This window comes from Flagellimonas aquimarina (genome assembly GCF_003149745.1).
In the GTDB taxonomy this organism is placed as follows: domain Bacteria; phylum Bacteroidota; class Bacteroidia; order Flavobacteriales; family Flavobacteriaceae; genus Flagellimonas; species Flagellimonas aquimarina.
Genome location: NZ_QGEG01000002.1, coordinates 1,003,034 through 1,015,889, shown reverse-complemented (window position 1 = coordinate 1,015,889; position 12,856 = coordinate 1,003,034). Strand labels below are relative to the sequence as shown.

Below are 12,856 nucleotides of genomic sequence, written 5' to 3'. Positions count from 1 at the left end.
ATTATTTTTTTGAGAATTGGTATACTATGGTTACAAGTTCTCCGTCTACGGAAACATTGGATTTAAGCGTCATGGATTGTTCTGATATACTGGCAATGTTTAAACGATAGCCTACCCCTCCTGAAACATCTTTTCGTTTTTCATCAATAAACTTGAACTGAAGCTGACTACTGTAATTGGCAGTTGGTTCAACCACGGACCATCTAAAGAAACGGTCCCCTCCTTGGCAAAGACTACCTCCAGTAATGGTGTATCTACCTGTGCTATTGTTATCTCTAAAGAACCAGTCACTTCCTTCAAAACAAATGTCATCTGCATCATTAAAGATCACAGATTTAAAATTACCCGTATTGTTCTCATAAGAGACATCGTTAAGTGTCCAGGATCCACTGAAAAGATTCCGCTGACTTCTTGCGCTTTTGGATACGGAACATGACGTTACCAGCATAGCCACTAGCGTCATATAAAAGAATACATGTTTTACCATAAGAATTGGAATTTAAATTTTAGTATATACGATTGAGACACCAATTTTATTTATTGGTCTTGTTAAATAATTGTTAAAACGAAATTTTAATACTCAAAAAGTGCTGTAAGCGCAGCTTCAAACCTTTCTTTTGGCAGGTAATTCTGCTCTAACCCTTTTGCAAATGGCACCGGCGTTTCCAAACTACCTACTCTTTTAACGGGGGCATCCAGATATTCAAAACAGTGCTCCATTACCATTGCCGAAATATCACTTGCAATTCCGCCAAACAACGTATCTTCTTGTAGTATAATTAATTTTCCTGTTTTCTTCACAGAAGCATAAACAGCTTCTATATCTAGAGGTTGAAGTGTACGCAAATCTATAACATCTGCATCAATTTCTGGATGTTTTTCCAAAATTTCCAGTGCCCAATGTACTCCGGCTCCGTAACTCACTACAGATAAAGAATCACCCGTCTTGATCATACTTGCTTTCCCAAATGGGATTGTGTAATAATCCGTAGGTACATCTCCATAAACACTTCTATAGAGACCTTTATGCTCAAAATACAACACAGGGTTTGGGTCATTTACTGCTGTATTCAGCAATCCTTTTGCATCGTAAGGAAAGGCAGGGTATACCACTTTGAGTCCAGGTGTTTTTGTAAACCATGCCTCGTTGGTCTGCGAATGAAAAGGTCCAGCGCCAACGCCGCCGCCGCAAGGCATACGGATCACCACATCTGCATTTTCACCCCAACGATAATGTACCTTGGCCAAATAATTTACGATTGGATTAAAGCCCGAGGTAGCAAAATCTGCAAACTGCATCTCCATTACGGCCTTCATACCATTTATTGATAAGCCCATTGCCGCAGAAACCACCGCCGATTCGCAGATTGGCGTGTTTCTAACCCTGCTTTTGCCAAATTTCTCAGTAAACCCTTCAGTAATTTTAAAAACCCCTCCATAATCAGCAATGTCTTGACCCATAATGATCATTTCATTGTAACGTTCCATGGATTGTTCCAAGCCTTTAGAAACCGCATCGACAAAGCGAATATTTTTAATGTTATCGCTCGACTCAATATGTTTATAATTAAATCTTTGATATACTTCGTTTAATTCTTTAGTTTCAATAATATCAACAGGAGCTTCATCAAACGCAATTTTTAAGTTTGAATTGATTTCTTCTATAATTTCATTCTTGAGCTGTCCTATTTCTTCTTCGGTGATGATATTTTTTTCCAATAGAAACGCTTCATAATTAGCTATTGGGTCTTTCTTGCCCCATTTCTTCATTAACTTTTCTGGAACATATTTAGTGCCACTTGCTTCTTCATGGCCGCGCATCCTAAAGGTTTTGAACTCTAATAAAACAGGTCTAGGCCTTTTTCTAATGGCCTTGCACAGTTCATTAACTTTTGAATATACCTCCAAGATATTGTTGCCGTCTATAATTCTGGATTCTATTCCATAACCCTTGGCCCTATCTGCAATGTTCTCACAGTTGTATTGCTCATTGGTAGGTGTTGAAAGACCATATCCATTGTTTTCAATACAAAATATTACAGGTAGATTCCAAACAGAAGCAATATTCAAAGCTTCATGGAAATCTCCTTCACTGGTGGCTCCTTCACCTGTAAAAACTGCTGTCACCCTCTTCTTTCTTCTCAACATGTCTGCCAAGGCAATCCCATCAGCAACCCCCAATTGAGGTCCCAAATGGGATATCATGCCAACAATTTTATACTCTTGGGTTCCAAAATGAAAACTCCGATCTCTTCCCTGGGTAAAACCACTTTGTTTTCCCTGCCATTGCCCAAAGAGTCGGTGCAACGGAATATTTCTAGAAGTAAAAACACCCAAATTGCGATGCATTGGCAAAATATACTCCTCAGTATTCATAGCTTGGGTTACCCCCACAGATATTGCCTCTTGACCAATCCCGCTAAACCATTTAGAAATTTTGCCTTGCCTTAATAAAATAAGCATCTTCTCTTCGATCATTCTGGGTTTTAGCATTCCCTTGTATAGCTCAAGTAGTTTTTGTTGGTCCAAACCACCAATATGATATCTCATAAAGTAAAAAATTCAATGGGGTTAAAAGTAATGAAAAAGCTATCTATGATCTTCCAATTTTTAGAAAGGTTTCTTAATATTCACTACTTTTGATAGTAAAATAAATTTGACGTTATGAGTGCAATTCCAAGCGTAGATCTTAAAGATTTTGTTTCTGGTGATGCTGCCAGAAAAGAAAAATTTACTGCTGAAATAGGCGCTGCCTTTGAGGACATAGGTTTTGTTGCTTTAAGCGGCCATTTTTTATCTGAAAACTTGGTGGAGCAGCTTTATGCAGAGATCAAAAAGTTCTTTCAATTGCCGCAGATCACTAAGGACAGTTATGAAATTGAAGGTATTGGCGGACAGCGGGGGTACACTTCTTTTGGGAAAGAACATGCAAAAGGAAAAAAAGAAGGTGATCTTAAAGAGTTTTGGCATTTTGGACAATATGTTGAGAACAACCCAAAGCTTGAAGCTGAATACCCTGACAATGTAAAAGTCAATGAACTTCCAGATTTCAATGACGTTGGAAAAGAAACATACCAAATGCTGGAAAAGACAGCCAAATATGTTCTTAGGGCCCTAGCCCTCCATCTTGAGCTTGATGAAATGTATTTTGATGAATGGATAAAAAATGGAAACTCCATTTTAAGGCCTATTCACTACCCTCCTATTACGTCAGAGCCTAAAAATGCCGTTAGAGCGGCTGCACATGGGGACATTAACCTTATTACATTGCTTATGGGCGCCCATGGCAAAGGGCTTCAAGTAAAAAATCATCAAGGAGAATGGGTAGATGCCATAGCAAGGACCGATCAGCTAATGATTAATGTTGGTGACATGCTTTCCAGACTTACCAATAACAAATTAAAGTCCACTATTCATCAGGTTGTAAACCCACCTAAAGAACTATGGGGCACATCCAGATACTCTATTCCATTTTTTATGCATCCGGTAAGTGAGATGCCTTTAAACTGTTTGGACAATTGTATTGATGAGGATCACCCAAAAGGTTTTGAGGATACTACCGCAGGTGAATATCTTCATGAGCGACTTATAGAATTGGGGCTTGTGAAGAAATAACAGACAACAATGACTATACGTGCAAAGGTAATTCCTGGATATGGGGCGGCATCTGGCAAAAAAGAGGACCCCCGCTATCCTGGCGGCACAATCTTAATGCAAACTCCATACTTTAAAAGACTTGGGCTAGATTTAAGCACATACCATCCAGGAACGCTAAACGTGGATATATCCCCCTTTAGTTACTCCATAAGGAAACCCAAGTTCTTCTTCAATCAAATTAAATGGACGAATCATATTCCTCCTGAAAATTTCTATTTTTTTGATATAATCGTTGAATACAAAAAGGTTAAATATGAGGGGTTAATCTATATGCCCGACCCAAAAACCAAAACGGAACACAAACAAAGCAAAACAACTTTGGAATTGATTTTACCCAAAATAGATGGGATTATGTATGATGATGTTCTTGGCATAAAAATAGATCAACAACAAATAGCAATGTTACCCTAAACCGCTTAACAATGGATTTACAAGATCAACTCAAAAACTTATTCCCAGACCATGTGCCGGATGAAAATGAGGTTTCAAAGACAGACAAACCTAAGTATTGGCTTCAAGATTCCCCTATAATTTGCAAATACGAAAAGCGCAAAGGCAAACCTGTTACTATTTTAGAAGGCTACACAGGCTCAGATGCTGATTTTAAAAAACTCACCAAGGATCTTAAATCTTATCTAAGTGTAGGAGGTAGCTATAAAAATGATTTTATCATCATTCAAGGGGATTACCGAGATAAAATCATGACCTTTTTAAAAGAGAATGGATTTTCAACAAAAAGAGTTGGAGGGTAACGTCTTTATTCCTAAAACTATAGTCATATTTTTCTTTCATTGTTAAATTTAAGCTTTGAAAACCAATGTTTTATGAAAAAATTTTTGTGTTCTTGGTTTAAACCTTACATTTAATGTCTCTAACCGACGAAAACTAAACTGAAAATGAAATCACTGTTGCATATTACCAACGGCGACAATTTCACGTCAAAATTACAATCGTTACACCTAAAAGGAGATATTATTACGTGGAGGGAAATGCTGTGCGAGGGCAAGACCCTTTGTGCAGTTGGCAGCGAATCTTTTTGGAAAACCAGATTTGAATTTTTGAATAAAAACTACAAAGTTTCCAAATCTTGGTTTGTCGAGAAAACTCTCAAAGAATATAGATCACTATGTAACCATAAACAACAAGACCAAATTGTTCTTTGGTTTGAATATGACCTTTTTTGTCAGATAAACATGCTGGCAGTGCTCAGTTGGCTCAAAACGCACAGAAGGCATGCGGAAATATCATTAGTGTGCAGTGGAAAAGAAGATGCAAGTGACAAACTATATGGTTTAAGTGAACTAAGTGATGAGCAATTATTGAATCTTTATGAGAACAGGACAATTTTATCTCAAGATGATATTGAATTTGCGGATTATGTTTGGCAATTGTATTGCAGTGACAATCCAATTCGTTTAGAAAACCTAATTGCCCACAATAATTTTCAGTTTGAGTACCTATCCGAAGCGCTTAGAGCGCATCTAAAACGATTTCCGACAATTAAAAATGGCCTTAATGAATTGGAGAATCGCATTTTAGATACTGCAGCAAATCAAAAACCGGAATCCAGAGCTGCATTATTAAATCAAATCCTATCAAACCAGGGATATTATGGCTTTGGAGATTCGCAATATGACAGAATGATATCTTCGCTAAAACCTCTATTTGGCTCTTTCAATCCAGTTAAGTTAACAAGAAAAGGGAAGGAAATTTTAGCAAACAAGTCTAATTATTATTCTCAAATACGTGATAATCAATTGTATTTAGGAGGCTCCTTAAAGTATAACTTCCTATATAATTCTTCTACTGACCGCATTCTTAAACTCTAAAATGGCCTTAAGTGAATCAGAACTCATTCTGAATCCAGATGGCAGTATTTACCATCTTAACCTTTTACCAGAAGATATAGCGACAACTATAATCACCGTTGGAGACCTTAGCCGTGTTGGCATGGTGACTCAGTACTTCGATACTGTCGAAATCAAGAAAGGAAGTCGGGAATTCTTAGCCCACACTGGTTTTTACAAAGGAAAAAGAATAACAGTAATCTCCACTGGTATTGGTACTGACAATATAGATATTGTTTTTAACGAATTGGATGCGTTGGCAAACATAGATTTTTCAACCAGAGAGCTAAAAAGCAGTAAAAAGCAGTTAGATTTTATACGGATTGGTACATCTGGTTCTATACAAGCGGATATACCCGTAGATTCTTTCTTGCTCAGTACTTCTGCTATTGGCTTGGAAGGTCTACTTCACTTTTATGAAGCTGGACATGTAAGAAATAAACATCTAGAGGAACAGCTTAATGATTTTTTGGGGTGGAACAGTCATAATATTGTGGCCTATGCAGTGGATTGTGACACAAAATTAAAAGAAAAAATCGAATCAAATCGTATACGATTTGGGATAACTGTTACGAATTCAGGTTTTTACGGGCCTCAGGGAAGAAGCCTTAGATTAGCACCTAAGATTCCAGATTTTAACACTAAACTTGCCTCTTTTACATATCAAAACCAGCAAATTACCAACCACGAGATGGAGACTGCGGGCATCTACGGGCTAGCTAGACTCCATGGACACCGTGCAATATCCTTAAATGCCATTCTTGCCAATAGGGCCACTGGGGAGTTTTCCTCTAATCCTCATAAAACTGTGGACACCCTAATAAAATATACCTTAGAAAAGCTTACTTCCTAGCAATTTGGTAAGCATGATTTTTTCAATCTTTTTTTACATTATAAAACCTTATGAAAACAGTTAAAATAGTTGGTGTCCCAGAGCATTTCAATCTTCCATGGCACTTAGCTATAGAAGAAGGTGCTTTTAAAGACCGTGGCATACGTTTGGAATGGACAGATATTCCGGAAGGAACCGGAAAAATGTGTCAGTTACTAGAAGCTGGTGAAACAGATTTGGCCATTATACTCACCGAAGGTTTGGTCAAAAGCATTTCTCAAGGAAATCCATCTAAAATTGTCCAAGAGTATATCTCTTCTCCTCTACTTTGGGGAGTTCATGTTGCGCAAAGCAGTCAACGCACATCCATACCAGAACTAGAAAAAGACAAGATTGCCATAAGTCGCATAGGTAGTGGAAGTCATTTAATGGCGTATGTTCATGCGCAAGACCAAGGTTGGAACACAGACACACTTCAATTTGAAATTATAAACAACTTAGATGGCGCTGTTAAAAGCCTTAGTGAAGGTTCAAATGCATATTTTATGTGGGAACACTTTACTACAAAACCATTGGTGGACAAGGGAATCTTTAAAAGGCTTGGTAACTGCCCTACCCCGTGGCCTTGTTTCGTGATTGCCGCAACCAATACTTTCTTAGAAACTAATGGAGAATTACTAAAGCACATCTTGGAAGTCATTAATACCTATACTATCGAATTCAAAGAAATACCGAGTATCGATAGAACTTTGGCAAATAGATATGGCCAACAATTAGAGGATATTCAAGATTGGCTTTCCAAAACAACCTGGGGAAGGAAACAAATAGCCTTAAAAACACTGAATGAAGTACAAGACAGACTTTTTGCCCTGCAACTTGTTGGTGAAGTCAAAGATTCTAAAGAATTTCTATATTCAGATGTTTAGGAAAAATATTTCTTGATCAACGACTTAAACTTTAGATCGGAAAGTGGTTTTTGGGCAGTACCCCTTACATTAGGGTTTGCCATAGCCAAAGCTGTGGTTTCTTCGGTATCAAGGGCTGTCAACATTACCACCACTACTTTCTCTTTAAAACTCTCATCAAACCTTTCATTAAAAGTATCCAAGAATTCCCAGCCGTTCATTACGGGCATATTAGTATCTAGAATAAGCAAACAGGGCATAAAATCCTCAGCTGAAGCACTCTCCAAAAAATCCATAGCTTCCTTGCCATTGCAAGCGGTATTAACCTTTAACCCATTATCTAATTGTTTTACAAAAAACCTATTCAAGAAGTTAGTGGTATCGTCATCATCAACGAGTAAAACTGATTTCAGTCTGCGCAATTTATTAAGAATTTTCTGATGGTAGTGTTATAGTATAAACGTACGAATTCTTGTGATACTTTAAGAAAATCCTTTCAAAAAGTAATTCACCAACTTATCAACCTTTTTCCCATTTTGCTCAATAAGGCATTGGTTTTACTAAAGTGTTGATTGCCAAACCAAAGGCCTCTATTTGCACTTAATGGAGACGGATGACCAGAGGTAAGTATGTGATGTTTGGTTTTATCGACCAAGACTGATTTCTTTTTTGCAAAACCACCCCAAAGCAAAAAAATAACACCCTCTTGTTGGGAGGATACTGTTTTTATTACAGCATCGGTAAACTCTTCCCAACCCTTTTTTTGATGACTTCCTGCCTGATGTGCTCTTACGGTCAATGTTGCATTTAAGAGCAATACTCCTTGCTGTGCCCACCGTTCTAGATTACCGCTCTTGGGGTAAGGTTGTCCTACGTCAACCTTAATTTCTTTAAAAATGTTTATTAATGAAGGTGGGTGAGGAATATCATCCTTTACAGAGAAACAAAGCCCATTGGCTTGGTTGGGACCATGATATGGATCCTGCCCTATAATAACAACTTTGGTGTCATGAAAAGGGCAATGGTCAAATGCAGCAAAAATGTCCTTTCCTTTAGGAAAACAGGTTTGCTGTTGATATTCTTGTTTTACAAATTGTGCTAGTTGTTTAAAGTACGGTTTCTCGAACTCAGGTTGTAAATGAGATTTCCAACTAGGGTCTATGTTCACATTCATTAATTCTTTTCATTTCTTTGGATAAATCTAAAAATAATATCTTTCCTTGTGGCCAACATTTAAAAATAACCAATGTCATTTCTCCAAAAATTAAAATTTCCCACTGCGCATACCGTCTTGTTCATTATAGCTGCTGTTGTTTCTCTGATGACATGGATTATTCCCGCGGGCGAGTACGATAGGCTTGCGTATGACGGTGAAACGGATGCATTGGTTAGGACTTCCGAGGGAACCAGCGTTAACTTTCCAGCTACTCAAAAAACCCTTGATGAACTGGCAATTCAAATTCCAATAGATAAATTCAAAGAAGGTGCCATTTCAAAAGCTATAAGTATTCCAAACACCTATAAAAAATTAGAAGGACAGCCACAAGGTTTTGTTGGTTTTATCCAAGCCCCTTTAAAAGGCATTATGCAATCTGCTGATATCATCCTGCTGGTATTGATCATAGGGGGTCTAATAAGTATAGTAAATGCCACCAAAGCGTTTGAAGCTGGAATTGCATGGCTGGCACAAAAACTCAAGGGTCGCGAATTTGTGCTTATTATTATGGTGACCACATTAATTGCGCTGGGCGGAACTACCTTTGGCTTGGAAGAAGAGACCATTGCTTTTTACCCTATTTTAATTCCAATTTTCTTAGCAGCAAAGTATGACGCTATTGTTTGTATTGCTTCAATATACATTGGTTCGTCTATAGGCACTTTAGCTTCAACAGTTAATCCATTCAGCACTATCATTGCATCAGATGCTGCTGGAATTAATTGGACAGTAGGCTTGAATGGACGTCTTATTATGTTGCTGCTTGGTCTTATTGTTTGCATAGTTTACATTATTCGATATGCTCAAAAAGTCAAGAAAAACCCCCAACACTCACTCATTTATAAGCAGAAAGAAGAGATTGAAGGTTTATTTTCAGGGGTTTCCAGTGCCGCAACAACAGTGCTTACAGGAAAACTCAGACTTGTCCTATTTGTTTTTGCCAGCTGTTTTCTTATCATGGTTTATGGTGTTTCGCAATTGGGATGGTGGTTTTTGGAAATGACATCAGTTTTTCTTGCTGGCGCATTATTGATCGGATTTATTACTCGACTTAATGAGAAACAATTTGTAAATGAATTCATGTCTGGAGCAAAAGATTTATTGGGTGTTGCCTTTATAATTGGTATTGCAAGAGGAATTACTGTGCTAATGGAAGATGGTCAGGTAAGCGACACATTATTGTTTTACGCAAGTGAACTAACCGGGGGCATGAACAAGGGCCTTTTTATAAATGTAACCTGTCTATTATATAGTGGATTAACTTTTTTTATTCCATCTTCTTCCGGGATGGCGGTTCTAACCATGCCCATAATGTCCCCTTTGGCAGATAATGTTGGTATTGGTAGAGAAATAATGGTGAATGCCTATCAATATGGTGTAGGTCTCTTTAAATTCATTAACCCCACAGGTATTATTTTAGCATCTCTTGCCTTGGTCAATGTAGGGTATGATAAGTGGTTGAAATTTGTTTGGCCGTTGGTTTTACTTTTAAGTATTCTTGCCATGGTCATGCTTACAATTAGTATTTATCTTTGAGCAAGATTAGAAAACAGATAGCATGAAAATATTGATCATAGGAGGAAAAGGAACTATTGGAAACAAAGTGACCAGTTATTTTTCTGAAAAAAATGAAGTACTTATAGCAGGCAGAACTTCTGGTGATGTCACTGTGGACATTGCAGATAGCACTTCCATCGAAAACCTATTTAAGCAAACCGGTAAATTGGATGCCATTGTCTGCATCGCAGGGGAAGCAAAATGGGCAGACTTCAACGACCTGACCGAGGAAGACTATTACATAGGGCTCAAGAGCAAACTAATGGGGCAGGTAAATCTGGTTCGCATTGGCCAACACTTTTTAAATCCAGGAGGCTCGATCACCCTATCCACTGGAGTGTTAGCTGATGACCCAGTTGTTAAGACAGCAAGTGCTGCCATGGTGAATGGCGGAATACACAGTTTTGTACAAGCTGCAGCTTTAGAAATTGAGAATGGGATCAGACTCAACGTGGTTTCTTTAGAGCTGGTCATAGATGCTTATGAAAAGTACAAAGATTACTTTCAAGGACACACCCCTATTTCTATGGAAAAGGCAGTCAACGCTTATGTAAGAAGCATAATGGGAAAAGGAAATGGGGAAGTTATAAGGGTTTATAATTAAATGAGCTTTAAAACGCCCTTTGATCTATCTTTGCGCTGCCAGTAAAAGAAAATGCAAAGCATACATTCCAAAACACTTCAAGATTTAGAATTTCCAACAGTACTGGAGCAAGTTGCTGCACGCTGTAACACTGAATTGGGTAAAGAAGCCGCTGCCGAAATTAAACCCCTAAAGGATAAGAAGGTACTTCTAGATGTTTTAGGACAAACTTCTGAATATTTAGCTTCTTTTTCCAACGACAACAGAATTCCAAACCATGGCTTTGATAGCATCAATGGGGAGTTGAAATTACTAAAGATTGAAAATACCACTTTGGAAATTTCCGGGTTCAGAAGAATAGGTGGTATTTGCAAAACTGTTGGCTTGCATCAGAAATTCTTTAAAAAATTCAAGGAATATTACCCTCTTCTTTTCGCAAGCACTGAAGAGTTGGAAGTCAATACTGAAGTTCCGATATCCATAGATAATGTTATAGACAAATTTGGAGAGATAAGAGATGATGCTTCTGATGAATTGCGTCGTGTACGCATGGAAATCAATGAGGTGCGTGGAAAAATAAACCAAAGTTTTGGCGTGGCATTATCAAGGTGCCAGTCATTGGATTTTCTAGACGACATTCGAGAATCCGTTGTTGAAAACAGAAGAGTGCTAGCGGTGAAAGCAATGCACCGTAAAAAAGTAAAGGGAACCATGATGGGTAGTTCCAAAACGGGCAGCATTGTCTACATTGTTCCGGAAACTACGCTCAATTTTGTTAGGGAACTCAGCAATTTGGAGTTTGAAGAAAAAGAAGAGGTACAACGTATCCTAAATTGGCTTACGGATACCATGAGACCTTATGATTATCTATTAAAACAGTATCAAGATTACCTCATTCATGTAGATATTACAGCTGCAAAGGCAAAATATGCTTCCGATATGAACGCCTTGCTCCCGGAGATCAATGAGGAAAAAGAACTATTTCTGCGAGACGCCTATCATCCCCTACTCTTTTTGACCAACAAACTCAAAAAGGAAAAAACATGGCCGCAGACCATTCAATTGCATAAAGAAAATAGAATAATTGTCATTTCTGGCCCAAATGCAGGTGGAAAAAGTATCACTCTAAAGACCATTGGACTTTTGCAAGTAATGTTACAGAGCGGTTTACTGATTCCCGTACATGAACGAAGTACGGTTTGTCTGTTTGATAAGATTTTAACGGATATAGGGGATAACCAATCTATTGAAAATCATTTAAGTACATACAGTTATCGTTTAAAGAACATGAACCAGTTCTTAAAGCGGTGCAATGACAAGACTTTGTTTTTAATTGATGAATTTGGTACCGGTAGTGACCCTGAATTGGGTGGAGCCTTGGCCGAAGCTTTTTTAGAAGTCTTTTATGAACGTGAAGCCTACGGGGTTATTACCACGCATTATGCAAACCTAAAGGCATTAGCAGATGAATTGCCGCATGCCACCAATGCCAATATGCTGTTCAATTCTAAAACACTTGAACCTACTTTTCAATTGATCCTGGGAGAAGCGGGTAGCTCCTTCACTTTTGAGGTGGCTCAAAAAAATGGAATCCCTTATTCCTTGATCAATAAAGCCAAAAAGAAGATTGAACGCGGCAAAGTGCGCTTTGATGCTACCATTGCCAAACTACAAAAAGAACGTTCCAAAATGGTTCAGACCGGTTCCCGATTGCAAGATGAGGAAACCAAAGCACGTGATGAAGCAGAGCGTTTGGAGAAACTAAATGCCAAAATCAAGTCTAAGCTGGAAAGCTATCAAGAATTGTACGACCACAACCAACGTATGATCCAGCTAGGGGATAAAATCAACACCGCTGCAGAGCACTACTTTGTTGACAACAAAAAGCGTCCTTTAATCTCAGAATTGCTGCGCATTGTGGAAACAGAGAATAGCAAACGTAGAAAAACCACTGCAAAACAGGCCAAGGCGAAACAAGCACAAAAGAAACAAGTTGCACAAGAACTGGAAAAAAAGATTGTAAAGGTCAGGCAAGAAAAGAAAGTTGAAAAGAAAAAAGCCATTCAAAAAGAAAAGAACAAACCCAGACCTGTATTCAAAGTGGGTGACCGTGTCCGTTTACAAGATGGGAAAGCTGTAGGCACCATTGACACCTTGGAGAAAAACAAAGCTGCCGTTAATTATGGTATGTTCATGACCAATGTAAGCGTTGATCAGTTAGAGCTGGTGGAAGCTAAAAAATAACAGCCGGCATCAGGT

The 12,856-nt window shown here is 38.2% G+C and carries 13 protein-coding genes; 9 read left to right on the top strand and 4 right to left on the bottom strand.

Translation table 11 applies throughout. From position 1 onward, the window contains the following. Window position 1: 1 nt before the first annotated feature. Both DKG77_RS11400 and DKG77_RS11395 read right to left on the bottom strand, forming a co-directional pair. Complete coding sequence (locus tag DKG77_RS11400) at window positions 2–487, bottom strand: lipocalin family protein (protein WP_109663093.1); 486 nt, start codon at window positions 485–487, stop codon at window positions 2–4. Between the two features lie 86 nt (window positions 488–573). After that, window positions 574–2,550: an alpha-ketoacid dehydrogenase subunit alpha/beta gene (locus tag DKG77_RS11395; protein WP_109663091.1), complete on the bottom strand. Its 1,977-nt coding sequence runs from the start codon at window positions 2,548–2,550 to the stop codon at window positions 574–576. Window positions 2,551–2,664: 114 nt separating this feature from the next. On the opposite strand from DKG77_RS11395, the gene DKG77_RS11390 reads away from it, so the two are divergent. The 6 genes from DKG77_RS11390 (at window position 2,665) to DKG77_RS11365 (ending at window position 7,262) form a co-directional block, all read left to right on the top strand. After that, entirely contained in the window at window positions 2,665–3,615 is a 951-nt protein-coding gene (locus DKG77_RS11390) for an isopenicillin N synthase family dioxygenase (protein ID WP_109663090.1), read from the top strand. 9 nt (window positions 3,616–3,624) lie between these two features. Then, window positions 3,625–4,068: a hypothetical protein gene (locus DKG77_RS11385; protein ID WP_109663088.1), complete on the top strand. Its 444-nt coding sequence runs from the start codon at window positions 3,625–3,627 to the stop codon at window positions 4,066–4,068. An 11-nt stretch (window positions 4,069–4,079) separates the two neighbouring features. Continuing rightward, complete coding sequence (locus DKG77_RS11380; RefSeq protein WP_109663086.1) at window positions 4,080–4,409, top strand: translation initiation factor; 330 nt, start codon at window positions 4,080–4,082, stop codon at window positions 4,407–4,409. 144 nt (window positions 4,410–4,553) lie between these two features. After that, the gene (locus DKG77_RS11375) at window positions 4,554–5,486 is read left to right on the top strand and encodes a DUF1835 domain-containing protein (protein WP_109663084.1); all 933 of its coding nucleotides are present in this window, start codon (window positions 4,554–4,556) and stop codon (window positions 5,484–5,486) included. 1 nt (window position 5,487) lies between these two features. Further along, the gene (locus tag DKG77_RS11370) at window positions 5,488–6,357 is read left to right on the top strand and encodes a nucleoside phosphorylase (RefSeq protein ID WP_109663083.1); all 870 of its coding nucleotides are present in this window, start codon (window positions 5,488–5,490) and stop codon (window positions 6,355–6,357) included. Window positions 6,358–6,407: 50 nt separating this feature from the next. Then, window positions 6,408–7,262: a substrate-binding domain-containing protein gene (locus DKG77_RS11365; protein WP_109663081.1), complete on the top strand. Its 855-nt coding sequence runs from the start codon at window positions 6,408–6,410 to the stop codon at window positions 7,260–7,262. Here DKG77_RS11365 and DKG77_RS11360 read toward each other — a convergent pair. Then, the gene (locus DKG77_RS11360; protein ID WP_165819383.1) at window positions 7,259–7,663 is read right to left on the bottom strand and encodes a response regulator; all 405 of its coding nucleotides are present in this window, start codon (window positions 7,661–7,663) and stop codon (window positions 7,259–7,261) included. The genes DKG77_RS11365 and DKG77_RS11360 overlap by 4 nt on opposite strands. Before the next feature lie 86 nt (window positions 7,664–7,749). After that, complete coding sequence (locus DKG77_RS11355; RefSeq protein WP_109663078.1) at window positions 7,750–8,415, bottom strand: uracil-DNA glycosylase; 666 nt, start codon at window positions 8,413–8,415, stop codon at window positions 7,750–7,752. A gap of 72 nt (window positions 8,416–8,487) precedes the next feature. Here DKG77_RS11355 and DKG77_RS11350 point away from each other — a divergent pair, with 72 nt between their 5' ends. Genes DKG77_RS11350 through DKG77_RS11340 form a run of 3 tightly spaced genes read left to right on the top strand, consistent with a single transcriptional unit; the run spans window position 8,488 to window position 12,841 of the window. After that, a complete protein-coding gene (locus DKG77_RS11350) occupies window positions 8,488–9,993 on the top strand; it encodes a YfcC family protein (RefSeq protein ID WP_109663077.1) in 1,506 nt (501 codons plus the stop codon). A 22-nt stretch (window positions 9,994–10,015) separates the two neighbouring features. Next, entirely contained in the window at window positions 10,016–10,618 is a 603-nt protein-coding gene (locus tag DKG77_RS11345; RefSeq protein ID WP_109663075.1) for a short chain dehydrogenase, read from the top strand. A 51-nt stretch (window positions 10,619–10,669) separates the two neighbouring features. Beyond that, window positions 10,670–12,841 carry an endonuclease MutS2 gene (locus tag DKG77_RS11340; protein WP_109663074.1) on the top strand — a complete coding sequence of 724 codons (2,172 nt, stop codon included), beginning with the start codon at window positions 10,670–10,672 and terminating at the stop codon, window positions 12,839–12,841. Window positions 12,842–12,856: the final 15 nt, after the last annotated feature.